The organism is Thalassobium sp. R2A62 (assembly GCF_000161835.1).
GTDB lineage: Bacteria > Pseudomonadota > Alphaproteobacteria > Rhodobacterales > Rhodobacteraceae > Thalassobium.
This window is the reverse complement of sequence record NZ_GG697169.2, coordinates 942,369-967,113: the sequence shown is the minus strand read 5'-3', so window position 1 is coordinate 967,113 and position 24,745 is coordinate 942,369. Positions and strand designations below refer to the sequence as shown.

21 protein-coding genes and 1 pseudogene are annotated in these 24,745 nt (G+C 55.8%); 13 read left to right on the top strand and 9 right to left on the bottom strand.

The annotated features are described in order from the left end of the window. Positions 1-207: 207 nt before the first annotated feature. The gene (gene tkt, locus TR2A62_RS04735) at positions 208-2,226 is read right to left on the bottom strand and encodes a transketolase (protein ID WP_009157420.1); all 2,019 of its coding nucleotides are present in this window, start codon (positions 2,224-2,226) and stop codon (positions 208-210) included. 295 nt (positions 2,227-2,521) lie between these two features. Between tkt and TR2A62_RS04730 the strand changes: the two genes are divergently transcribed. Beyond that, complete coding sequence (locus TR2A62_RS04730; protein ID WP_009157401.1) at positions 2,522-2,995, top strand: hypothetical protein; 474 nt, start codon at positions 2,522-2,524, stop codon at positions 2,993-2,995. 1 nt (position 2,996) lies between these two features. Further along, a complete protein-coding gene (locus tag TR2A62_RS04725; protein WP_009160506.1) occupies positions 2,997-3,389 on the top strand; it encodes a cell division protein ZapA in 393 nt (130 codons plus the stop codon). A 95-nt stretch (positions 3,390-3,484) separates the two neighbouring features. On the opposite strand, the gene grxD is transcribed toward TR2A62_RS04725, so the two are convergent. From grxD to TR2A62_RS04705, 4 genes are all read right to left on the bottom strand, one after another. Further along, a complete protein-coding gene (gene grxD, locus TR2A62_RS04720; RefSeq protein ID WP_009158743.1) occupies positions 3,485-3,847 on the bottom strand; it encodes a Grx4 family monothiol glutaredoxin in 363 nt (120 codons plus the stop codon). Positions 3,848-3,862: 15 nt separating this feature from the next. Further along, positions 3,863-4,099 carry a BolA/IbaG family iron-sulfur metabolism protein gene (locus TR2A62_RS04715; protein ID WP_009158526.1) on the bottom strand — a complete coding sequence of 79 codons (237 nt, stop codon included), beginning with the start codon at positions 4,097-4,099 and terminating at the stop codon, positions 3,863-3,865. Between the two features lie 67 nt (positions 4,100-4,166). Beyond that, positions 4,167-6,326, bottom strand: a complete 2,160-nt coding sequence (purL, locus tag TR2A62_RS04710; RefSeq protein ID WP_009158805.1) for a phosphoribosylformylglycinamidine synthase subunit PurL — start codon at positions 6,324-6,326, stop codon at positions 4,167-4,169. A gap of 271 nt (positions 6,327-6,597) precedes the next feature. Next, the gene (locus TR2A62_RS04705; RefSeq protein WP_009159662.1) at positions 6,598-7,509 is read right to left on the bottom strand and encodes a LysR family transcriptional regulator; all 912 of its coding nucleotides are present in this window, start codon (positions 7,507-7,509) and stop codon (positions 6,598-6,600) included. A 169-nt stretch (positions 7,510-7,678) separates the two neighbouring features. On the opposite strand from TR2A62_RS04705, the gene TR2A62_RS04700 reads away from it, so the two are divergent. The 10 genes from TR2A62_RS04700 (at position 7,679) to TR2A62_RS04655 (ending at position 18,865) form a co-directional block, all read left to right on the top strand. Then, the gene (locus tag TR2A62_RS04700) at positions 7,679-11,074 is read left to right on the top strand and encodes an indolepyruvate ferredoxin oxidoreductase family protein (protein ID WP_009160050.1); all 3,396 of its coding nucleotides are present in this window, start codon (positions 7,679-7,681) and stop codon (positions 11,072-11,074) included. A gap of 62 nt (positions 11,075-11,136) precedes the next feature. Then, on the top strand, positions 11,137-12,030 hold the full coding sequence (locus TR2A62_RS04695; protein ID WP_009158076.1) for a lysophospholipid acyltransferase family protein: 894 nt from the start codon (positions 11,137-11,139) through the stop codon (positions 12,028-12,030). Further along, on the top strand, positions 12,011-12,820 hold the full coding sequence (locus TR2A62_RS04690; protein ID WP_009159664.1) for a glutamate racemase: 810 nt from the start codon (positions 12,011-12,013) through the stop codon (positions 12,818-12,820). Before TR2A62_RS04695 ends, TR2A62_RS04690 begins: the two co-directional genes overlap by 20 nt. Before the next feature lie 72 nt (positions 12,821-12,892). Next, positions 12,893-13,921: an N-acetyl-gamma-glutamyl-phosphate reductase gene (gene argC / locus TR2A62_RS04685; RefSeq protein ID WP_009157697.1), complete on the top strand. Its 1,029-nt coding sequence runs from the start codon at positions 12,893-12,895 to the stop codon at positions 13,919-13,921. After that, on the top strand, positions 13,921-14,379 hold the full coding sequence (ccmE, locus tag TR2A62_RS04680) for a cytochrome c maturation protein CcmE (RefSeq protein ID WP_009158118.1): 459 nt from the start codon (positions 13,921-13,923) through the stop codon (positions 14,377-14,379). The genes argC and ccmE overlap by 1 nt, the downstream gene beginning before the upstream one ends. A gap of 45 nt (positions 14,380-14,424) precedes the next feature. Beyond that, on the top strand, positions 14,425-15,036 hold the full coding sequence (locus TR2A62_RS04675) for a holin-associated N-acetylmuramidase (protein ID WP_009158926.1): 612 nt from the start codon (positions 14,425-14,427) through the stop codon (positions 15,034-15,036). Further along, positions 15,027-15,554: a holin family protein gene (locus TR2A62_RS04670; RefSeq protein ID WP_009159275.1), complete on the top strand. Its 528-nt coding sequence runs from the start codon at positions 15,027-15,029 to the stop codon at positions 15,552-15,554. The genes TR2A62_RS04675 and TR2A62_RS04670 overlap by 10 nt, the downstream gene beginning before the upstream one ends. A 62-nt stretch (positions 15,555-15,616) precedes the next feature. After that, positions 15,617-17,581 carry a heme lyase CcmF/NrfE family subunit gene (locus TR2A62_RS04665; RefSeq protein WP_009159378.1) on the top strand — a complete coding sequence of 655 codons (1,965 nt, stop codon included), beginning with the start codon at positions 15,617-15,619 and terminating at the stop codon, positions 17,579-17,581. Next, entirely contained in the window at positions 17,578-18,018 is a 441-nt protein-coding gene (locus TR2A62_RS04660) for a cytochrome c-type biogenesis protein (protein ID WP_009160047.1), read from the top strand. Before TR2A62_RS04665 ends, TR2A62_RS04660 begins: the two co-directional genes overlap by 4 nt. A 70-nt stretch (positions 18,019-18,088) precedes the next feature. Beyond that, positions 18,089-18,865, top strand: a complete 777-nt coding sequence (locus tag TR2A62_RS04655; protein ID WP_009158528.1) for an enoyl-CoA hydratase-related protein — start codon at positions 18,089-18,091, stop codon at positions 18,863-18,865. On the opposite strand, the gene TR2A62_RS04650 is transcribed toward TR2A62_RS04655, so the two are convergent. The 4 genes from TR2A62_RS04650 to gltX all read right to left on the bottom strand — a co-directional run bounded on the left by TR2A62_RS04650 (position 18,862) and on the right by gltX (position 22,842). Further along, positions 18,862-19,365 (bottom strand): DUF2087 domain-containing protein, encoded by a 504-nt coding sequence (locus tag TR2A62_RS04650; protein ID WP_009157371.1) that lies wholly within the window; start codon positions 19,363-19,365, stop codon positions 18,862-18,864. The genes TR2A62_RS04655 and TR2A62_RS04650 overlap by 4 nt on opposite strands. Before the next feature lie 184 nt (positions 19,366-19,549). After that, positions 19,550-19,921 (bottom strand): GNAT family N-acetyltransferase, encoded by a 372-nt coding sequence (locus TR2A62_RS04645; RefSeq protein WP_255346154.1) that lies wholly within the window; start codon positions 19,919-19,921, stop codon positions 19,550-19,552. 126 nt (positions 19,922-20,047) lie between these two features. Further along, positions 20,048-21,343 carry a citrate synthase gene (gene gltA, locus TR2A62_RS04640; RefSeq protein ID WP_009158714.1) on the bottom strand — a complete coding sequence of 432 codons (1,296 nt, stop codon included), beginning with the start codon at positions 21,341-21,343 and terminating at the stop codon, positions 20,048-20,050. Between the two features lie 92 nt (positions 21,344-21,435). Next, the gene (gltX, locus tag TR2A62_RS04635; protein ID WP_009157375.1) at positions 21,436-22,842 is read right to left on the bottom strand and encodes a glutamate--tRNA ligase; all 1,407 of its coding nucleotides are present in this window, start codon (positions 22,840-22,842) and stop codon (positions 21,436-21,438) included. Positions 22,843-23,119: 277 nt separating this feature from the next. Between gltX and TR2A62_RS19345 the strand changes: the two are divergent. Continuing rightward, positions 23,120-24,508, top strand: a pseudogene (locus TR2A62_RS19345) (ComEC/Rec2 family competence protein). Positions 24,509-24,745: the final 237 nt, after the last annotated feature.

The window sequence follows — 24,745 nt, the reverse complement described above, 5'->3', positions numbered from 1 at the left end:
ACCATACTGATGTGCTACGGTTGGCGCTAACAGGAAGAGGTGGTTTTGGGATGTTTACGCTAACGATTTTTGTCGAGGGTCCGAACGGGTTGATCCCGATTCGATGACTGAACTAGCTGGATGCGATCTTCACTATTTCAGGCAGCCGAAACGCAAAAGGGTCCAACCTCATTGGTCGGGCCCTTTGCAGTCGTAATATAGCGTTGCTTAAGAGAGCATTGCCTTGGCCGCTGCGGCTGTGTCTGCCGCAGTGATGCCAAACTTTTCAAACAGGGTGCCTGCAGGTGCGGATGCGCCAAAGCTATCCATGCCTACGAACGCAGCCTTGGCTTCGCGGCCACGCTCGCCCAAGAGCCACTGATCCCAGCCCTGACGCACGCCAGCCTCGATTGCGACGCGAACGGGACCGCCGGGTAGGACCCGCTTGCGGTATGCTTCGTCCTGCTGAGCGAAGAGCTCCATACACGGCATAGAGACAACCCGTGTACCGATGCCTTCTGCTTCGAGCAGATCACGCGCTGCCATGGCGACTTCGACCTCGGAACCCGACGCTATCAGAATCACCTGACGCTTGCTTGTGGCATCAGCCAGAACATAACCGCCTTGGGCTGTTAGGTTCTTGGTCTTGTGCTCGGTCCGAACGGTGGGCAGGCCCTGACGGGAGAGCGCGAGCACGGATGGCGTTGTCTTGGCAGTCAGTGCAACTTCCCAAGCCTCGGCCGTTTCAACAGTGTCAGCTGGACGGAACACGTTTGTGTTCGGCGTCGCGCGCAACAGGGCCAGATGCTCGACAGGCTGGTGTGTTGGGCCGTCTTCGCCCAAACCGATGCTGTCGTGGGTCATGACGTAGACTGTGGGCACCTGCATCAGCGCAGACAGGCGCATCGCGCCACGTGCGTAGTCCGTAAAGCACATGAATGTTCCGCCGTAAGGACGAATACCACCGTGCAGCACCATACCGTTCATCGCAGACGCCATGCCATGCTCGCGGACACCGTAGTGAATATAGCGACCTTCGCGATTGGTTGGGTGGAACACACCCATATCGCTGGATTTGGTGTTGTTCGATCCGGTCAGGTCTGCCGATCCACCTACAGTTTCCTGCATGATCGGATTGACCGCGTCGAGAACTTTTTCAGAGCTGGATCGCGATGCCATTTTTGGCGCGGTTTCCGACATCTGTTTCTTGAACGCTTTGATCGTCGCACTCAGCTTCTTGGGGGCTTCTAGTGCAAAGGCGCGGTTGAACTCGGCCTGTTTGTTGTTCGAGATCGTAGCAAAGCGGGCTTCCCAATCTTTGCGAGCGGCGATGCCGCGATCTGCGAAACCTTCCCATGCGGATTTGATGTCTGCTGGGATCTCGAACGGGCCGTGGGGCCAGCCGTAGATCTCGCGTGCATCAGCGATCAGTTTGGGATCAGTCAGTGCACCGTGGCCTTTGGACGTGTCTTGTGCCGATGTGCCAAGCGCGATGTGTGTCTTGCACGCAATCATCGATGGCTTTGAAGACTTCTTGGCAGCAATGACCGCTTCGTCAATTTGCACTGGGTCGTGGCCATCGATTTCCTGAACATGCCAGCCGGATGCCTTGAAGCGCGCGACTTGGTCAGTTTTGTCAGCAATATCAACAGTGCCGTCGATGGTGATGTTGTTGTCGTCAAAGAAGACGATGAGGTTGCCCAGTTCATGCATGCCAGCGAGGCCGATTGCCTCTTGGCTCACACCTTCCATAAGGCAGCCGTCGCCAGCCATGACATATGTGTGGTGGTTGATGACCTTTTTGCCAAACCGTGCCCGCAGAATTTCTTCGGCGATGGCAAAGCCTACGGAATTGGCGATACCTTGGCCCAGTGGGCCAGTTGTCGTCTCAATGCCGGTAGCATGGCCATACTCAGGATGGCCTGCAGTGATGGCACCCCATTGGCGGAAATCTTTGACCTGCTCTAGCGTCATATCTTCGTAGCCGGTGAGATAGAGCAGCGAATAGAGCAGCATCGAGCCGTGGCCTGCGGACAGGATAAAGCGGTCGCGGTCTGGCCACAGCGGGTTCTTGGGGTCAAAGTTCAGGTGGTTTTGATAGAGCACCGTCGCAACATCAGCCATGCCGATGGGCATGCCAGAGTGACCCGAGTTCGCGGCAGCAACAGCGTCCAGCGTCAATGTGCGGATCGCGGCGGCGCGCATCCAGTGATCGGGGTGTGCCTTGCGAAGCTCAGAGATATCCACGGTCGTTGTCCTTTGATCTGGGGCTGGCCGTTTCGGCCTGCCGGTCGCGTTATTTGTTGCATATCAAGCGAGGACTGGAATTCAAGCGGTCGGGCCGGAAAAAGGACCTAAACAGCGGTAAACCAGCCTTTGTTTGCGGGATTTTAGCCGAGACGTTAGTGTTTGAGACAAGAGGCACGATTCGTCGGTTGAACTTTGGCCCGGTCCGTTGGGATTAAGAGGCAGGCAAAGGCAGAGGCGATATAGAATTTTAAATCGGATGCGTCCGGTACAGTTGCAGTGAGGGCAGGCGTTAATGACTGACATTACAGATCTTGAACAGCGGATCATTTCGGCATTGGACCGGATTAAGACCGGTGTTGATGGAATGGGGCCCGCGGCCCCTGCGGCCAGCTCGGGCGAAGCCGACGATTTACGCCGTGCGTTGGACGAGGAAAAGACCGCGAATGCGCAGCTCGAAGAGCGGGTTAAACTGCTCAAGGACCGCCAGGACGGGACAATCAACGGGCTGCAATCCAAAACAACGGAACAGCAGAACAGGTTGTCATCTCTTGAGGCCGAATTGGCCAAGGTTCGTGCCACCAACGATCAGCTGCGCGATATCAATGCCCAGTTGCGTCAGGCTAACGAGACAGGTGTTGGCGAGCCGCATTTGATCAACAAAGCCATGCTTGCCGAACTCGAGGCGTTGCGTGCTGTGCGCGCATCAGACCGAGGCGAGCTGGATGCGATGATCGCCGAAATCGAACCGTTGGCAGGAGAGGCGTAAAATGGCCGAAGTTACAATCAAAGTAGGTGGGCGCGATTTCGCAGTGTCCTGTCAGGACGGCGAAGAGCATTTTCTTCAAACTGCAGCTGCAATGTTGGATGTCGAGGCCCAAAGCCTTTCGAGCCAAATCGGACGGATGCCGGAATCGCGGATGTTGTTGATGTCGGGTCTGTTGCTCGCGGACAAAACCGCCGCAATGGAAGACCGCGTGCGCGAGGCCGAAGGCAAATCAGCTGAATTGCAGTCGCAGCTCGACGCGATTGCGGCCCAAGGCGCGCCCGAGCCCGAGCGGATCGAAGTCCCTGTGATCCCTCATACGGTTACGGATGCGATGGCAGAGTTGGCAGCACGCGCAGAGGCGTTGGCGGCGGATGTCGAGGCCAAAGCCAGCTAACCAACAGGTGAGCGATTTTTGTATCGTTCATTCAGATATAACAAAGGCGCCGCCCGATTGCTCGGGCGGCGCCTTTGTTTCTTTAGTCGGTGCTATCAGCCGTTGGCTTCGCGGATTTGGTCCGCTTTGGCCTTGTCATAGCCGACACCTTGGTCGTCGAACATAGTGTCCAGTTCGCCCGACAACGTCATTTCGGTGATGATGTCGCAACCACCGACAAACTCACCTTTGATGTAAAGCTGTGGGATTGTTGGCCAGTCCGAAAAATCCTTGATGCCCTGACGGATTTCATCGTCAGCCAGAACGTTCACGTCTTTAAAGTCGACGCCCATGAAATTCAGAACGCCAGCGACACGGCTGGAAAAGCCGCACTGTGGCATCTCTTTGGTGCCCTTCATGAAAAGAACAACGGTGTTGTCATCGACGGTCGATTGGATTGTTTGGTTTACGTCAGTCATTGGAATATCCTCGTTTCAGTCCGGAATTTTGGTTGTCAGCGCCAGCGCATGCAGCTCGCCTGCGGGACCGTCCATCTTACCTTTGAGTGCGGCATAGACCGCGCGTTGTTGTTGCACACGGTTTTTACCGCGAAAGCTCTCGTCGGCGACCATGGCCGCCATATGAACGCCGTCATCGCCTTGAACCACGATCTCGGCATCTGGAAATGTTGCGCGCAACAGCTCTTCGATTTCATGGGCTTGCATCGGCATGGCGATATCCTTTGATCAGTTAATCAGAACCTAGTCAGGGCAGGGCAGCCCTGCAAGGGGCTGCGACTTAGGCGACCGCCTCGGCAAAGGATGTGCGGAAGACTGACGCGAGTTCCTCTAGTGGTGCTTCGGACGCGCCCATGCGAACGACATCGCCCGTGAATTTGCCCACGGACCGGATCGGAACACCCGCGCGGCCAGCGTTCATCATCAAAGCCTCGGCCATGTCGAAATTACAGGCGATCAAATAGCGGCTCTGTTCTTCGGAGAACAAAGTCAACGTATCTGCATCGTCCAGCGTCACTCCGACGCCGCCGGTTTCGGCCATCTCAAACGCTGCCAGAGCCAAACCGCCATCGGCGATGTCTGTACATGCAGTGATCCAGTCACGGTTGTCGCGAATAAAGTCGCCATTGCGTTTTTCAGCCACGAGATCGACATGCGGGGCGTCGCCTTCGACGCGATTAAAGACCTCGGCCAATAGGGCGGATTGTCCCAAATGCGGTGTTACTTCGCCAATGACCAAAGCGACATGACCATCCCGCGCTGTCGCGTTGATGATGTGATCTGGCTGCGCGATTAGACCCACCGCGCCAATTGTCGGGGTGGGCAAGATGCCGGTACCGTCAGTTTCATTATAGAGCGATACGTTACCCGAAACGATTGGCATATCGAGAGCTGCGACAGCTTCGCCAATACCTTGGATGGCGCCAACGAACTGGCCCATGATTTCGGGTTTCTCTGGATTGCCAAAGTTCAGGTTGTCCGTGGTCGCAAGCGGTGTCGCGCCAACAGCGGTCAGGTTGCGGTAGGCTTCGGCCACGGCCTGCTTGCCGCCCTCGACGGGGTTGGCTTTGACATAACGCGGTGTCACGTCACTGGTGAAGGCGAGCGACTTTTCTGTGCCGTGAACACGCACGATACCAGATCCGGCACCAGGTGCGCGGGCCGTGTCGGCCATAACCATGTGGTCGTATTGCTCGTAAACCCACTGTTTGCCTGCGTAGTTTGGCGATGTGATCAGCGCGCGCAGACCGTCGATGGGGTCGATGTTTGGCACATCGGCCAGGGGTTCTGCTGCGGGCGTAGGAACCCACGGGCGGTCATATTCAGGAGCTGTACCAGACAGTGCCTTGAGCGGGAGGTCAGCTTTGACTTCACCGTTCAACGTCACAAGAAAGCGATCTTCTGCGATCGTTTCACCAACGATCGCAAAGTCGAGGTCCCATTTGTCGAACACGGCCTTGGCTTCGGCCTCAAGCTCGGGTTTGAGAACCATGAGCATCCGTTCTTGGCTCTCGGACAGCATCATTTCATAGGCTGTCATGTTTTTTTCGCGCACGGGCACGTCTTCTAGGTACAGTTTGACGCCCAAGTTGCCCTTGTCGCCCATTTCAACGGCCGAGCAGGTCAGGCCTGCGGCACCCATGTCTTGGATCGAAATAACAGCGCCCGTTTGCATCAGCTCGAGCGTGGCTTCCATCAGGCGCTTTTCGGTAAAGGGATCGCCGACCTGAACGGTTGGGCGTTTGTCCTCGATCGTGTCGTCAAATTCGGCAGACGCCATTGTCGCCCCGCCCACACCGTCGCGTCCGGTTTTTGCGCCCAGATAAACGACGGGCATGCCAACGCCAGAGGCGGCGGAATAGAAAATCTTGTCCGCATCTGCGAGACCTGCGGCAAACGCATTGACCAAACAGTTCCCATTGTAGGCTGGATCAAAGCGAACTTCGCCGCCAACTGTCGGAACGCCAAAGCAGTTGCCGTATCCGCCAACACCCGCGACGACACCATTCACCAACTGGCTGGTCTTGGGATGGCTCGGTTTGCCAAAGGACAGAGAGTTCATCGCAGCGATAGGACGAGCACCCATTGTAAAGACATCGCGAAGGATACCCCCGACACCGGTCGCAGCCCCTTGGTAGGGTTCAATGTAGGACGGGTGGTTGTGGCTCTCCATTTTGAACACGACGGCCTGACCATCGCCAATGTCGACGACGCCTGCGTTCTCACCTGGGCCACAAATCACTTGGGGGCCGTCTGTTGGCAGGGTGCGTAGCCACTTCTTGGAAGATTTGTAGGAACAGTGTTCGTTCCACATTGCCGAGAAAATGCCGAGTTCGGTAAATGATGGATCGCGGCCAATCGTATCCAGCAAGAGCTGGTATTCATCGGGCGTCATGCCGTGCGCCGCAATCACGTCCTCTGTGATGGCTGGTTCTTGCATGGTAAATCCCCCGATGTGTCTGGTAGTCGCGGCACGTCATAAGGGCGTGGTGCATTAAGGGGAAGGGGCAATAGCCGCAAATGCCCGTGTAATATGGCGTTGTGGCAAAAAAATGCCGGGCACAAGGCCCGGCGAAGTCCAACAGGGAGGTATGAAGTGATGAGCGTTTAAGCATCATCGGCTTCGATTGACCACTTAGGGTGCACAAATGAGTCGATCAAGGGTCTCAAGTAGGGGTTTTGAGCAAAGCCGCTATGCGCCTGCTGCATAGCTATTCCTGCGCTGCTGCTGCATCCCTGATTTTGCGACGATGGGTGATGATCTCGTCTTGGACAAAGTCCCGGAACGCTTGGATGCGTTTGGATTGCCGCAATTCCTCTGGGTAGGCGAGGAACACGGGTACCTCGCTTGATTCTACATCCGGAAGCACGCGGACCAGATCGGGAAAGTCCTCAGTCGTGTAGTCGGGGAGGACGCCGATCCCAAGGTTGGACCGCACAGCCTGAAGCACGCCGTAGTAGTTGTTGACCGTCAGAAGGTTTGGCACGTCATGGGTCAAAAGCTCTTGGACCAATGTCGACGAGGCGGACACCTGGGCCGAACGTGGATTTTGACAGATCAACCGATGCTCGCCCAAACGTTCGAGATCTGCTGGCGCTGGGTTCTGCACGAGGTATTCGCGTGAAGCATAAAGCTGCATACGGACGGACATGAGCCTTTTTCGGATAAGATCAGCCTGCGAGGGTTCTTTCATGCGGATAGCCACGTCGGCCTCGCGCATAGGCAAGTCGAGCACACGTTCTTCGAGCATCAGGTCAATTTTGAGATCTGGATATTTCTCGTAGAGCGTCGACAGACGAGGTGCGAGCCACAGAGAGCCAAAACCAATTGTCGTTGTCACACGTAATTCGCCAAAGACTTCTTCTTCGCTGTCGCGGATACGCGCGGCTGTGGCGTCTAGGCGTTTGTTCATCGAACGGGTCGCATCAAACAGCAGTTCGCCCTGTTCGGTAAGAATCAGTCCCCGCGCATGGCGGTGAAACAGTGTTGTGTTCAGCGACTCTTCGAGTGCACGAACCTGTCGCGACACGGCAGATTGCGACAAATGCAGGGTTTCACCGGCATGGGTCAAGCTGCCGGCATCGGCCACTGCATGAAATATTCGAAGTTTGTCCCAGTCCATATTGGTTCCATTCTCTCATATCCGCTGCGGTTCGTTTCGCAGAGTTACGTTGTACCATAAAGCGATAACATGTCTTTGTGGCGGGTAAATTTTCAGCGTTTTTGGCATGATTTTGTTTGGTAGGTCAGTATTTATGACCTAAGGTGGTGCCAAACAGGGAGAGTGCTGGATGAGCAAACAAGATGTATCACTGACTGATCGGTATGATCTGGATCAGACCCGAATACTGCTGAATGGTACCCAAGCGCTTGTTCGGTTGATGTTGATGCAAAAGGCGCGGGATGCTTTGTCAGGCTTGAATACTGCAGGATATGTCACTGGATATCGGGGCTCGCCGCTTGGGGCCGTGGATATGCAAATGGCCCAAGCGTCCACAGCTCTCAAATCTGCCGATATCACGTTTCAGGCGGGCCTGAATGAAGATCTAGCCGCGACATCCCTGTGGGGGTCACAACAGGCCGAACTGCGTGGCGAGGGGCGGTTCGATGGTGTGTTTGGTCTTTGGTACGGAAAGGGACCTGGTGTTGACCGATCAGGCGATGTGATGCGTCATGTCAACATGGCTGGTACGTCGCCCAACGGCGGTGTCCTGATGGCAATGGGTGATGATCACACTGGCGAAAGCTCGACAACCTTGCACCAGTCCGACTGGGCGATGGTCGATGCCTACATGCCAATCCTGTCGCCAGCAGGGGTGCAGGAAATTCTGGACTACGGCATTTATGGCTATGCATTGAGCCGGTTTTCCGGCCTATGGGTCGGTCTGAAATTGATGAAAGATACAGTCGAAGTCACATCGGTTGTCGATGCGGATACGTCACGTATTGATGTGGTTTTGCCCGAGGTCGATATCCCCAAGGGTGGACTGAATATCCGGCTCGCTGATACGCCTGTAGCTCAGGAAGCACGGGTCATTGATTACCGTAGGAACGCCGCGCAAGCCTTTAGCCGTGCTAACAAATTGGACAAACCGGTTTGGCAGGCTGCCAAAGCCAAGATTGGGTTCGTCGCTGCTGGCAAGAACTGGCTCGATTTGGTTCATGCCCTTGCATTGCTTGGGATTGATGAGGCTGAAGCCGCGCGGTTGGGGATCACGACATACAAAGTCGGGATGACGTGGCCGCTGGACACGGAAAGCTTTGAAGAATGGGCCACTGATCTAGAGCTGGTTGTTTGCGTCGAAGAAAAGCGCAAGCTGATCGAGGTGCAGGCGAAGGAGGCCATTTTCCATGACCGCCGAGGGCGGCGTGTCTATGGCTGGAACAATGATCGCGGTGATGAATTGTTCCCGACACGCTACGCGTTAGATCCTATTATGGTCGCCCAAACCCTAGGTGCGGTGCTGATCGAAGAGGGGTGCGACACAAAGGCACTGCGCGCGGCCTTGGCGCGTATTGAACAAGCCCAAACCACTGATAATGCGGAAGATATTGCGCAACGATTGCCTTATTTTTGCTCGGGTTGCCCACACAATACATCAACCAAAGTTCCATCAGGAAGCCGCGCATATGCGGGCATCGGGTGCCATTATATGGTTCAATGGATGGACCGTGAAACTATTGGCTTTACCCAAATGGGCGGTGAAGGCGCGAACTGGGTTGGTGAAGCACCGTTTTCCACGCGAGAACACGTATTCCAGAATATTGGGGATGGAACCTATAACCACTCGGGCGTCCAAGCGATCCGTCATGCAGTAGCCGCTGGAACGACGATGACCTATAAAGTCCTGTACAATGACACGGTCGCGATGACCGGTGGACAGGGGAATGACGGTGGGCTTGCTGCGCCACAAATCGCGGCAGAGCTGTCTGCGATGGGGGTTCGCAATGTCGCCTTGGTCTATGATGATAAAGAAGATGTTGATCGGGGACACTATCCGACAGTTTCGGATTTTGAACCCCGAGAAAAGTTGAATGAAATTCAAGAAAGATACAGTGGATACAAGGGTGTAAGCGCCATTGTTTATGTTCAAACCTGTGCCGCGGAAAAGCGACGTCGTCGCAAGCGTGGTCTGTTCCCTGATCCGGACAAACGGGTTTTGATCAACCCTGATATTTGCGAAGGCTGCGGTGATTGTGGCGCACAATCAAACTGTGTCTCGATTGTCCCGCATGAAACTGAATTAGGCCGCAAACGGCGGATCGACCAATCGTCTTGCAACAAAGACTATTCTTGCGTCAGCGGCTTTTGCCCGTCCTTTGTCACTGTCGAAGGCGGCACGCCTCGCAAGCTGGTCGCCCGTGATATCGAGCTGCCGGATTTGCCGGAACCCGTGCTTCCATCCATCGATGGAACCCGAAACATTGTGATCACGGGCGTGGGCGGTACAGGTGTCGTAACTATCGGTGCTGTCCTCGCGATGGCCGCGCATATGGACGGCAAGGGAGCCAGCATGATGGAGATGGCGGGCCTCGCGCAAAAAGGCGGCGCTGTTCACATTCATTGCAGGTTGGCGCAAGCGCCAGAAGACATCAGCGCAATTCGCGTGGCGACGGGTGAATGCGATACGCTGGTCGGTGGTGATTTGGTTGTGAGTGCTGGTGCGAAAACACTGGGGCTGATGAAAAAGGGTCGAACAATCGGTGTCGTCAATAGCCATGAGGTGATGACGGGGGACTTTACGCGTGATCGCGACTTCAAATTGCCAACGGACCGTCTTGTGGTGTCGTTAGAGGCTCGTTTGGGCGATGGTTTGATCATGATGGATGCGTTTGCGCTGGCCCAAGAGTTGATGGGGGACAGTTTATATGCGAACATGATTCTATTTGGGGCGGCTTGGCAGCAAGGCGGGATCCCTGTGACGCATGCAGCCCTTGTTCGGGCGATCACATTGAATGGAACGAAGGTCGATCAAAATTTTCGAGCCTTCGAGATCGGTCGCTGGGCCGTGGTTCATCCGGCGGAAGCTGCGCGAGCCGTGACAGCTGTTACAACCGAGTTGCCGCAATCTTTGAACCAAAAAATCGCGTTCCGTGAGGCTCATATTACGGCCTATCAATCTGCCAAATTGGCCAAAAAGTACCGCGTTTTGGTTGATGCAATCGATGATCCTGAAGTGAAGCTGGCAGTGGCTGAGGGATATCATAAGCTGTTGACGTACAAGGATGAATACGAGGTTGCACGACTGCTAAGGCAATCTGCAAAACAGGCGGCTCATGCTTTTGAGGGGGATCTCAAGTTGACCTATCATCTTGCCCCGCCGGTCCTGTCCAAGGTTGGAGCCGATGGACGTCCTGCCAAGCGCGCGTTTGGTGCACGAATGGTGGGTATGGTCACGTGGCTGGCATGGTTCAAACGGCTTCGCGGAACAGCGTTTGATCCGTTCGGATATACCGAAGAACGGCGGATGGAGCGTGCATTGATCGCCGAGTATGAAGCCGATTTGCCTGACGCATTGGCGCAACTGACAACCAAAAACCGTGACGCGATTATTGCGTTGACGCGGTTGCCTCTCGACATTCGCGGGTTTGGGTCCGTCAAAGCCAAATCCGCCAAGGACGCCAGCCGGACGCGCACCAAGTTGTTGAAAGAGATAACGCAGATCGCGCAGGATCGGGCGGCTTAGGTGTTGCGAAACTTTTACATGTCTGTAGTAGGACGCAGCTAGGCATTAGTCCCGAGCACGCCATGACATCTGCGAAACACATCAGCTACGCCCATGCCGCACAGACACGGTCAGGATGGGCGGTCATCCGCGTTATGGAAAATGTGACGGGCCGCACCCGGATGCTGCGACGCGCACGCGGGTTTCAGGCCGAATTGGAACAAGGACAGTCCTTTTGGAACGTCATGACCGAACGGTATGGTCTGACATTGGATATTCAGGCCGGCGCCTTGAGCAACATCCCAACGCATGGTCCGGTCGTTTTAGTAGCCAATCACCCGTACGGCATTCTGGATGGGTTGATGTTGGGGCACATTCTGGATCAAACGCGTGGTGATTTTCGCGTTCTCGCAAATGATGTGTTCCGACGTGCGCCCGCTCTCGCCGACGTTATTTTGCCGATTTCGTTTGATGCGACCAAAGAGGCGGCACAATGCAATATCCAAACCCGCGCCGAGGCTCATAAGTTTCTTCTCGGGGGGGGCGCAATGGGCGTGTTCCCTGGCGGAACCGTTTCGACCCGTGCGAACAGACGGATGCCGGCGATGGATCCGTCGTGGCGGACCTTTACCGCCAAGATGATCATGAAGTCCCGCGCGACAGTTATTCCAATTCATTTCGAAGGCGCAAACTCTGGCGCATTCCAGTTGGCGAGCCAAATCCATAGTACGTTGCGGATGGGGCTTTTGATCCGTGAATTTCGCAAACGGGTGGATCAGCCTGTTGTCGTCTCGATTGGAACGCCGCTGACGCCGCAAGATATGGCTCCTTTTGCTAAAGATCCCAAAGGCTGCATGGATTTTCTACGAAAATCGACATATGAGCTTTCCCAAGGCCCTTGCGACCCGTCGTTGTTGGGGTATGACTTTGATATCAAAGGAAAAGGGGCGCAAGATCATGGCAGTAGGCGTATTTGACAGCGGATTGGGTGGTTTAACTGTGCTCAGTGCGGTCGCCGCGCGTTTGCCGGACGTGCCTTTTGTGTATTACGCCGACAGTGCGCATGCCCCGTATGGCGTCCGCGATGCAGAAGATATTTTTCAACTGACAGAAAAAGCCGTCAGGCATCTGTGGGATAACGGCTGCGATCTGGTGATCTTGGCCTGCAACACCGCGTCGGCTGCGGCGTTGCGGCGAATGCAAGAGGCTGGCGTGCCAGACGGAAAACGCGTCTTGGGTGTGTTTGTTCCGTTGATTGAGGCGCTGACTGAAAGAGATTGGGGCGACAATTCCCCACCCAGAGAAGTTGACGTGAAGCATGTCGCGCTCTTTGCGACACCTGCGACAGTTTCGAGCCGCGCTTTTCAACGCGAGCTGGCGTTTCGGGCTGTTGGTGTCGATGTCGAGGCCCAAGCCTGTGGTGGCGTTGTCGATGCGATCGAAGAGGGTGACATGATCCTCGCCGAGGCGCTGGTCCGCAGCCACGTGGATGCCCTAAAGCGCAAGATGCCCACACCGGATGCGGCGATTTTGGGCTGTACGCACTATCCGCTGATGCAAGACATCTTCCAAGCCGCCTTGGGGCCGGATGTTCGTGTGCTTTCGCAGGCGGATTTGGTTGCGGATAGCTTGGCAGACTACCTAGAGCGGCGGCCTGCCATGGCAGGTGGCGGTGAGCCGCGTTTCTTGACCACTGGCGATCCTGACCAAGTCAGCGTCCGTGCGACCCAGTTTTTGCGACGACAGATGACCTTCACAGCTGCGTAAGGTCGCGAATGCGCCCATTGCAGAACCGTTGTTCTATGTCTAAATCAAATGGCGAATTTCAGGAGGTCCCGCATGACCTATAACGTCGCTATCCTAGGTGCATCTGGCTACACAGGTGCCGAATTGATCCGTTTGATCGCTACACACCCTTCGATAAAAATCGTTGGACTGTCGGCTGATCGTAAGGCTGGGCTCGAAATGAGCGCGGTGTTCCCTCATCTTCGGCATCTAAACCTGCCGACATTGACCAAGATCGATGAGATGTCTTTTGATGATGTGGATTTGGTGTTTTGTGGTTTACCGCATGCAACATCACAGGCGGTGATCGCAACCTTGCCAGAGCACGTCAAAGTCGTTGATCTATCCGCGGATTTCCGACTGCGCGACACAGCCCAATATACCAAGTGGTACGGCAAAGAACATTCAGCACCTGAGCTGCAAAAGACCGCTGTCTACGGCCTGACGGAATTCTACCGTGATGAAATCGCAGGTGCACGGCTGGTTGCGGGCACGGGGTGCAACGCGGCGACGGGCCAATATGTGATCCGGCCCTTGATTTCGGCTGGGGTGATTGATCTGGACCAGATAATCATTGACTTGAAAACTGGTGTCTCTGGGGCAGGGCGTTCGCTCAAGGAAAACTTGCTTCATGCTGAATTGTCCGAGGGCGGTCATGCCTACGCCGCTGGTGGGGCGCATCGGCATCTGGCCGAGTTTGATCAAGAATTCTCGTTGCTTGCTGGGCGGGATGTACGTGTTCAGTTCACGCCACACTTGATCCCGGCAAACCGTGGAATTTTGGCGACGGTCTATTTGCATGGTGATGCGTCGTCGATCCATGCTGCCTATGCGGCGGCCTATGCGGATGAACCTTTTGTTCAGCTATTGCCTATTGGCGAGCTCCCCTCGACACGGCATGTGCGCGGCTCTAATTTTTGCCACGTCGGTGTGGTTGCTGACCGGATCGACGGGCGTGCTGTTGTCGTTGCCGCACTTGATAATTTGACCAAAGGATCCTCGGGGCAAGCATTGCAAAACGCCAACCTGATGTTGGGCTTACCTGAAACAGACGGCTTGATGTCGGCACCCGTGTTTCCGTAATGCGCGGCCTGAAAAAGCAACGCCGGATACAGATTCTTTCGCTATTGGGCGCCTGTTTGGCAGGGGTGTTGATGCTATTGTATTTTCTGCCCGACGACGCGTTTCAGTTCTTTCGCTCACCTAGTGAAGTCGCAGCCGCCCCGCCCGGTCCGGCCGAGCTGTTTCGCATGGGCGGTTTGGTAGAAGATGGTTCGGTCGTACGGGGGCAAGGGACGCAAGTCAGCTTTGTCGTGACAGATGGTGGCGCGTCCGTACCCGTAACGTTTGACGGTATTTTGCCTGATCTGTTTGAAGAAGGTCAAGGTATGGTAGGTCAGGGGCGCTACATTAATGGAACCTTTGAAGCCGTGGAAATTCTTGCGAAACATGATGAAACCTACATGCCCAAAGAGGTGATTGAGGCGCTCAAAGAACAGGGCGTCTACAAAGCATCGGGCGCTGACGCCGCCACAAATTAACCAATTTTAATGAGCTTGATCCCATAGATTTATGGGGGAAGTCTTATGCAGAACGTTCATGTGATTGCCCAAGAGATCGTCGCCAGAGAAGGCGGATACGTCAATGATCCGGACGATCCCGGTGGGGCCACAAAATACGGTGTGACAATCCATACGATGCGGCCACTGGGGCTGGATTTGGATGGCGACGGGGACGTCGATGCATCTGATGTTCGCCAAATTACAATCGATTATGCGGTCGAGATTTTCGTTGAGCACTACTGTGTCAGGCCGGGCATTTCCGCCTTGCCTGAGGTGCTACAGGCAAGTGTTTTTGACATGTATGTCAATGCTGGCGGTCATGCGTTTCGCATTCTTCAACGGTTGATCCGAAACATGCGGATTGAGTTGGATGTCGATGGTATGATTGGTCCACGGACAATTGCCGCCGCCCACCAAGCAGCAGATGCGGCGCCTGAACATTTGACAGATGCCTACGGTATCGCGCGGCGGAACTATTACTATGCGCTAGGGGATCGCCGCGTCGCGAGCCGCAAATACGCACGGCGACGGGACGGGGGCAAGGGTGGGTGGATTACCCGCGCTGAGGCGTTCATCACGCCGCGCTATCATCTGACGGACGCTGAACACAGCGCGCGGGTGGCGTCATGGGTTTGATGGAGCAGCTTCTGTCGTTCATATTTGGGGGTGGGCGCAACGTGATTGCAGAAACGGCGCATGTCTTTCGTGAAAATGCAGAGGCGGCAGGTCAACGCGAGGTTCATCTAACGTCGCAAGCGTTGGCTCAGTACGCAGCAGAATTTGCCCATTCTCGTAAATCTTGGTTCGACCGCGCGATGGACGGGATGAACCGTCTCCCGCGACCGAGGTTGGCCTTTGGGACGCTGGGGTTGTTTGTTGTGGCGATGATTGATCCCGTTTGGTTTGCCAGTCGGATGCAGGGGATCGCGTTGGTCCCAGATCCGTTGTGGTGGCTGATGGGGGCGATTGTGTCGTTCTATTTTGGAGCGCGCCATCAGGTCAAAGCACAAGAATTCCAGGCATCAATCGCCCAGACCATGGCACGTGTGCCGCAGGTCGTTTCGAACACACGGGCCTTGCAGTCGCTCGATGACGAAGGCGCGCCACCCACACAAAACGCCGCGCTTGCGGAATGGTCAAAAACAAAGCTGTGACGTGAAGCCGCGCCAGCGAGGGCAGGGTTGGCCCCATCAGCGAGACAACCTATACAGCTGGTATGATTACTGAACTTGGACATTTTGCGTTGATATTGGCGATGGGGCTGGCGATCTTCCAGTCAGTCGTCCCGATGATCGGTGCACAAAAGGGCTGGCGCGGCTGGATGGCTGCGGGCGAAGCGGCGGCGACGGCGCAATTTTTGCTCACGGCGTTCTCTTTTGCGGCGCTGACCTATGCGTTTGTGGTTTCTGATTTCTCGCTAAGACTGGTGTGGCTCAATAGCCATATCGACAAACCAATACTGTATAAAATCAGTGGGGTTTGGGGCAATCACGAGGGATCAATGCTGCTGTGGTTGCTGATTTTGACGCTGTATGGTGCCGCCGTCGCATGGTTTGGAAATGGCCTGCCAATGCGCCTGCGGGCGCGGGTTCTATCCGTCCAAGCCGCTGTTTCAGTTTCATTTTTCGCGTTTATTCTTGCGACATCCAACCCGTTCTTGCGTCTCGCGGTCCCACCGTTTTCTGGGCAGGATTTGAACCCGTTACTCCAAGATCCGGGTTTGGCGTTTCACCCCCCTTTTCTCTATCTCGGGTACGTCGGGCTCTCGATGACGTTTTCCTTTGCTGTGGCCGCCCTGATCGAAGGGCGTGTTGACGCGGCTTGGGGGCGTTGGGTGCGGCCATGGACCTTGGCGGCGTGGGTGTTTCTTACCATTGGTATCGCGTTGGGCTCTTGGTGGGCTTACTACGAATTGGGCTGGGGTGGTTTTTGGTTCTGGGATCCGGTCGAAAATGCGAGCCTGATGCCGTGGCTTATCGCGGCGGCCTTGCTGCATTCGGCCATTGTGGTTGAAAAGCGCGAGGCGCTCAAAAGCTGGACGATCCTTTTGGCCATCATCGCGTTCGGCTTTTCGTTGATTGGCACGTTCATTGTGCGGTCTGGTCTGCTGACATCGGTCCATGCCTTTGCCAGCGACCCGTTTACGGGGACGTTTGTTCTGATCATCCTTGCGGCGTTCATGGGCGGGGCTCTGGTGCTGTTCGCAATGCGTGCCCACGAGATGGAAGCGCAGGGCGTTTTTGGTACGATCAGCCGCGAAAGCGCGCTGGTTCTCAACAATATCTTGTTGGCAGTCAGTGCGATTGTTGTGTTCGTAGGAACCCTCTGGCCGCTCGTGGCCGAGCTCGTGTTTGGGCGGACGCTGTCAGTGGGGCCGCCATTCTTCAACATATTCTTTACGCCATTCATGATCGGACTGGCTTTGATCCTACCAATCGGCTCGATCCTGACGTGGAAACGGGCAAAACTGGCCAAGCAGGCACGACCCATGGCAGGTGTTCTACTGTTTGCGGTGGCCTGCGCCGTGCTGACCTATGCCGTTCAGACAGGCCGCAGCTCGCTAGGGCCGATGGGCGTCGCGCTTGGGGTTTGGGTCGTCGCAGGGGCGTTGGTTGATCTGTGGAAACGTACAGGTCGCGGAGAGGCGCGCCTGCGCCGTCTGATGCGGCTACCGCGAGCGGACTGGGGTAAGACTGTTTCACATGCGGGACTGGGCGTCACGATGTTCGGCATTGCAGCTTTGCTCGCATGGGAGAGCGAAGATATCCGCGTCGTCCAAGTGGGTGAGAGCTATGATGTTGGCCGCTATCAAGTGACCTTGGCTGATGTCGAAGAGGGCCTGCAGGGACCAAACTATATTTCCACTATGGCGACGTTGAATATTACGCGCCGTGGACGTGATGTGGCTGTTTTGACCCCCGAAAAACGTCTCTATCCGATTGCTGGAATGCCCACGACAGAGGCCGCAATTCAAAACGGAATATGGCGTGATCTCTATGTGGTGATCGGCGATCGTCAGGTGGCGGGTGGCTGGGCTGTTCGGGTCTATATCAAACCCTTTGCGAATTGGATTTGGGGCGGCTGCATTGTCATGGCTTTGGGCGGTGCGCTTAGCCTAAGTGATCGGCGGCACCGCGTCGCGGCGGGTGCCTCCCGTGCAAATGGAGTTCCGGCAGAATGATCCGTTTGATTTTATGTCTGATGCTGCTTGCGTCACCGGTTTGGGCTGTCGAGCCCAACGAAATGATGAATGATCCAGTGCTCGAGCAACGTGCGCGCGACATTTCTGCGGGGCTGCGGTGTCCCGTTTGCCAAAACGAGAGCATCGATGAAAGCAATGCGACCTTGTCGCGGGATCTGCGGCTGTTGGTGCGTGAACGATTGCTAGAGGGTGATAGCAATGGCGAGGTGGTTGACTACGTCACCCAGCGGTACGGCGAGTTTGTATTGCTTAAACCGCGCACTACTGGGTCTACTTTGATCTTGTGGGCGACTGCACCGGTTTTGCTGTTGCTGGCCCTTTTGGTCGGCTGGCGCAGTATTGGTCGCCAATCTCGTGCCCCTGATCCGCTTAGCGACGATGAACAACGCCGGATCGACGAATTAATCGGCAAGTAACGCACGGTTTCCCTTTTCTGAACTGATGAGTTTACTATGTTGTGGGCAATACAGCAGCCGGAGACCTGTCATGGACTATCAAGCGATCACTCTCGACATCAACGACGATATCGCCGTTTTGACGTTGAACCGTCCCGATGTGATGAATGCGCTCAACACCCAAATGCGGGCCGAGATCATTCACGCGATCAAGGCGGCGGGTCGCGAGGCACGAGTGTTGGTGATGACGGGTGCTGGGCAGGCGTTTTGCTCGGGACAGGACCTAGGCGATGGCGGCTCTGCTGCGAACCTCGATCTAGAGCGCACATTGCGCGATGAATACGAACCCATGCTCAAAACGATTTTTAACAGCAAGATCCCGACGATTTCAGCGGTGAACGGTGCCGCTGCGGGGGCAGGGGCGAACCTTGCTCTGGCGGCGGACGTTGTCATCGCGTCTGAGGATGCGTTTTTTGTACAGGCATTCGCACGCATTGGCCTGATTCCGGATGCGGGTGGTACGTATTGGCTGCCCCGTCAGGTTGGTTTCGCCAAGGCAATGGGTGCCGCTCTGTTCGCAGAGCGCATCACCGCCAAAGAAGCCAGTGACATGGGCATGATTTGGGAGGCCGTTCCAGACAAGAGCTTTGATGCGCATTGGCGCAAGCGTGCGCTGCATCTTGCAACCGGTCCGACGGAAACGCTGCGCTATATCAAAACGGCGATCCGAAAGTCCTATGAGAATGACCTAGACAGCCAGCTGTCTCTTGAGGCGCAGCTGCAAGGCAAGTGTGGCGAGACGCGTGATTTCAAAGAAGGCGTGATGTCCTTTCTTGAAAAGCGTCCCGCCAATTACGAAGGGCGCTAGCGCCAAAGAGGGGCAAGCTCTGAATAGAGCTTGGCAGCAGGCGCAGGCATTTCGACCGCCTCTTTGCGGAAAATCCGCCCATCCATCGTCCGGCTGAGCATCCCGTGACCAATCATCGCGCGACGCAGCAGCGGATGATCCCCAAAGCTGTGACCTGATACCAAAACGTCATTGATTTGGGCCTCGCTCAGATCGGTTGCGTCCGGTGTCCGTGCCCAAGACGTCCAAAGGCACAATTCCTGTACCGATGTCTGTTTTGGCCAACGAAACATTGTGCCGGATGCGTCAAACACCATCTGTGCCTTGGCAAGTTGCGGATTAGGGGCGGTTTCTTGGGACGCGCGCAAATGCTGGTGGTTTTGGTATCCAGCTGCTTTGGCGATCAAACCTAGAAACGCCGCATGACCAGGAAGGTCATCCTTTTTCTGCAACTCGGTGCGCAGTGATTTAGCGAATGAAGAGAGGTCGGGAATTGTAAGTGCGATATGGTCGCGTGCCATCTGTTTGTTCCTTCACGATGTGCCGGCCCACGTCCGTGGGGGGATGGTCGCCCTTGTCGTCGGGCTGGTGAGGGTTCAACAGCGAGAGGTTTTGAAAACAGGTTTAGCGATCCCTATCTGGGATTGGCGACGCCTCGGTGAACTGCGGACCGAACCCGCAAATTAGCACCCGTTTTTGCGCGGTTCAAAGGGTGGCGTCAGGCCGCTTAAGAGCGAGGTATACGCTATCGCTCCATTCATCGTTCACAAAGAACGTGTTTTGGGCCGTTCCAGTCACGAGAAATCCCAGATGTTTCAACAGCCCGACAGACGCTGCATTGCGCGGATCAGCATCTGCAGTGAGCTGTGGCAGATCGCTGGTCTCAAAGAGGTATGAGATCGTTGCGGTCAGCGCTTCGGCTCTAAACCCGTGTCGCCAATATTTAGGGCTCAGAATAAAACCGATCTCGTCCCCTTCGTAGAGCCCGCCAGCGCCAATCACACCGTCGCTGTGTTCCCAGACAAAATAGGTCAGCGGGTTATGCGCGATCAGCCAGTCCAAAGTGGACTTTGCCACGGATAGGTCGGGGGAAGGGGGGGGACGACCAATACCGCATTGCGGACGGGTCAGAGTAGATAGCAAAAAGCGCGCCCAAATCGTCTGGGCGCGCTCTTCTTGGTGTAAGACGTGATGTCCGAAGAATTAGCGATTTTCGATATCCACGTATTCGCGTGCCGTCTCCCCTTGGTACAGCTGGCGAGGGCGGCCAATCTTCAACTGTGGGTCGCTAAGTTGCTCTTTCCATTGGGAAATCCATCCGACAGTCCGCGACATCGCAAAGATCGGTGTGAACATCGATGTCGGGAAACCCATGGCTTCGAGAATGATGCCAGAATAGAAATCGACGTTCGGGAACAGTTTCTTCTCGGCAAAGTACGGATCGGCAAGAGCAGCTTTTTCCAGCTCTTTGGCGACCTGCAAAACAGGGTTGTTGTCGACGCCCAAAAGCTCGAGCACTTCATCAGCACTCTCTTTCATGACGGTCGCACGAGGGTCAAAGTTCTTATAGACGCGGTGGCCAAAGCCCATGAGGCGGAAGGGGTCTTCCTTGTCTTTGGCACGCGCAATGAACTCGGGGATGCGGTCAACTGTGCCGATTTCGCGCAGCATCTCGAGGCAGGCTTGGTTTGCACCACCGTGTGCTGGCCCCCAGAGGCATGCGATGCCTGCTGCGATACAGGCAAACGGGTTCGCACCCGAAGACGATGCCAAGCGCACGGTCGAGGTCGATGCGTTCTGTTCGTGATCTGCGTGCAATGTAAAGATACGGTCCATCGCGCGGGCGAGGATCGGGTTCACCTGATACTCTTCTGCTGGAACGCTAAAGCACATGCGCAAGAAGTTTGACGCATAGTCGAGGTCATTGCGTGGATACACGAACGGCTGGCCAATGTGGTACTTGTAGGCCATCGCGGCAATCGTTGGCATCTTGGCGATCAGACGGATCGACGCCACTTCGCGCTGCCAAGGGTCAGAGATATCTGTAGAGTCGTGATAGAATGCCGACATCGCGCCGACCACGCCGACCATGATGGCCATTGGGTGCGCGTCGCGGCGGAAGCCACGGAAGAAATTCATCATCTGCTCGTGCAGCATTGTGTGATTGGTCACACGGCTCTCAAAATCTTCGAGCTGTTCGGATGTTGGCAACTCACCATTAAGCAGCAGATAGCAAACTTCCAGATAGTGAGATTTGCCAGCCAGTTGATCGATTGGGTAACCGCGGTGCAGCAGCTCGCCCTTGCCGCCATCGATAAAGGTGATGGTGGAATCTGTAGAGGCAGTTGAAGTGAAGCCCGGATCATAAGTGAACACACCCGCTTGGCCGTAAAGCTTGCGAATATCGATCACATCAGGGCCGGCAGTCGGCGAATAGATCGGCAATTCGTAGTCTTGACCGTCGATCGTCAAGGTCGCTGTTTTTTGAGCATCAGCCATGGTGTGTCCCTTCATTGCGTATTGCACGCGTCCCCCTATGGGGGCGTGCTATCGTGTTGAACCTGAAAATATGGTTAACGCGGATGCGTTTTTCAGGCGCTGGCGTCGGTAAGACGCGCGATGGTTTCGTCTCGTCCTATGACGAGCATCATATCGAAAACACTTGGGGTCACGGCGCGTCCCGCAAGGGCGGCTCTAAGAGGCCCTGCAAGCTTGCCGAACTTTGTCCCGTGGCGTTCAGCAGCCGCGTTCAAAATCGCCTCAAGCGTGTCACGGTCCCAGCTATCAGTTTGCAAGTGCGGCGTCAATTCGTTCAGTATACCTTTGGATACCGAGTCCAAATTCTTTGCGGCTTTTTCGTCCGGTGTGAACGGACGTTGGTCCAAAATAAAATGCGCTTTTTCAAGGAGTTCTGGTAGTGTTTTTGCCCGATCTTTGAGGCAATACAATCCTCGTAACATGCCATCTTCTTGATCATCCGTTAGTGCGGGTTGATCGGTTGCATCCAAGAATCCAGAGATTTCGTGCAGCAGTGCAGCATCGCCTGCGACAGCGATATGTTGACCACAGATATTTTCGAGTTTTTTAGGGTCGAAACGGGCGGGAGATTTGCCCACACCACCGAGGTCAAACCACTCTTGAGCCTGTGCATCCGAAAAGAATTCGTCGTCGCCGTGGCTCCAGCCCAGTCGGGCCAGATAGTTGCGCATACCTGCAGCCGGATAGCCCATTTCGCGATACTCGGCAGCGCCTGTAGCGCCATGCCGTTTTGACAGCTTTTTGCCGTCTGGACCAAAGATCAACGGGATATGCGCATAGATTGGCAGATCCCAGCCCATCGCTTGGTAGATCAACATTTGACGCGCGGCATTGGCCAGATGGTCGTCACCGCGAATGACATGGGTCACGCCCATATCGTAATCGTCGACAACCACAGCCAACATATAAACGGGCGTCCCATCAGAGCGCAGCAAAATCATATCGTCGAGCAGCTCGTTCTTCCACGTGACATCGCCTTGGACCTGATCGCGAATGACGGTTGTCCCCTCTCGCGGGGCACGCAGACGGATAACATAGGGTGCATCAGGGTGATCGGCCTCTGGCACGTCACGCCATGGGGACAAGAATAGTGTTGATGTTCCTGCCGCACGTGCTGCCTCGCGGAACGCATCGATCTCTTGGGGCGTGGAAAAGCATTTGTACGCATGACCATTGGCCAACATGGTTAGGGCGACCTCGGCATGGCGTGCCGCTCCTGCGGCTTGGCTTGTGGCTTCTCCATCATGGTCGAGACCCAACCAGTTCAATCCATCAAAGATAGCTTTGGTCGCTTCGGGTGTAGACCGTGCGCGATCTGTGTCTTCGATCCGCAGCAAGAATTTGCCGCCACGTCCGCGAGCGAACAGCCAGTTGAACAAAGCCGTGCGTGCGCCGCCAATATGCAGCGCGCCGGTTGGGGACGGTGCAAAGCGGGTGACAATCTGGGTGCCTTGAGACATGAATCTTAACCTTTTGCTAACCATCGCGAGCCAAAGTTAACGCGATGCGGGGTGGCGCGAGCAGGGCCTGCGCCCGTTGCCCACCTGCTACATCAGGCGTGCGCCCAAGGACAAGAGGGCAAAGAACAAGAGGATATGGTGATCAATCCGCTTCTAGCGCTGGCAGAACAACGCGGACATCTGTTTGGATGGCTTCCGGTGTTTTTTTGCATGTGGGATCGGCTGGTATTTTTCGTTGGGGTTTGAACCTACGGCCATAGCGTTGTTGGCGCTGGCAGTGGCCGGTGTGCTCTTGGCGGGTGCAGTGCGGTGGCTGCCATGGCAATGGACGCCTTTGGCGATCGCGATCATTGCCGTTCTTATGGGGGTTGCCGTCGCCGGCTCCCGCAGCTTGATCGTAGCGGAGCCTGTCTTGGGATGGCGTTACTACGGCCCAATCGAGGGTCGAATCATCGAAATTGACAGATCGCAGAGCGAAAAACCTAGGATCACGTTAGATCAAGTTCGATTGGCGCGTGTCTCCCCCGCGCGCACCCCACACACGGTTCGCATTTCTCTGTATTACCCTGAGGTCTTTGTCCCACTTGAACTGGGTCTGCATGTTATGACCACGGGGCATTTGTCGCCACCAGCAGGGCCGCCAGAACCAGGTCGTTTTGATTTTAGGCGAATGGCGTGGTTCGAACGTCTTGGGGCTGTCGGCTATACGCGCGCACCAGTTTTAGCGGCGGGTCCCGACGCGCCGGACGGGGCGGGGCTGTGGGTCTACAAAATCCGTCGCCAGCTGTCATTGACTGTCCAAGATCAAATAGGGGGCGAAGTTGGGGCATTTGCTGCAGCGATCACAACTGGTGATCGTTCGGGCATGGGACAACAGACGTTATCGGCCCTGCGTCGTTCAAACCTTGCTCATCTGCTTGCTATCTCGGGATTACACATGGGCTATTGACCGGTTTCATCTTTGCGTTGATCCGCGCTCGCGCTCGCGGCGGTGCCGTATGCGGCATTGTACTGGCCGACGAAGAAGATCGCGACAGTTGGCGGTTTCGCGGTTGGCGTCTGCTATCTGGCCCTCTCTGGTGGCAACGTCGCAACCGAACGCGCGTTCATTATGGTGGCAGTGATGTTCGGAGCGATCCTGCTGGGGCGTCGTGCGCTTACCTTGCGGGCTGTTGCGGTCGCGGCGCTCATCGTGTTGGTGCTGCGACCCGAGGCATTGACCGGACCGGGATTTCAGATGTCATTTGCTGCGACGACGGCGCTGGTCGCGGTGTTCTCGGCGTTGCGAGATATGCCTCGGATCCTGCCCAAGTGGTCGTCGCCTATCGTCGTAGTCGTTGTCTCATCAGCCGTTGCTGGTTTTGCAACAGCACCGTTCGCGGCGGTCCATTTCAACCAAATCTCGCACTACGGATTGATCGCAAATCTTTTGGCAGTGCCCATGATGGGAACCGTCGTGATGCCGGCTGCGGTACTTGCTGTTTGCCTCGCGCCGTTCGATCTGGCGTGGATCGGGTTTTGGATCATGGAGCAGAGGCTGACTTGGATCTTGTTTGTTGCTCAGTCTGCTGCGTCTCAGCCCAGGGCCGTCAGCCACGTGGTGACGCCTGCACCCGTCGTGTTAGCGCTCTTGGCGCTTGGTGGGCTGCTGATCATCTTGTGGTGAGGGCAGGCAAGGTGGAGCGGGCTGGCAATATTGGTCGCGGCCCTGTGGATATGGTCAAACACGACGCGCCCCGATGTTCTTGTTGCCGACAGTGGTGGTCTAATAGGTGTTTGGTCCGAGCAAGTGCGCGATGTGAACAAGCCGCGTGGGGACGGGTTCGCGGCACGAGCGTGGTTTGAAAATGATGGCCAACCGGTGGACCAAAGCGTCGCAGCAGCGCGGGCAGGGCTGAGCGTT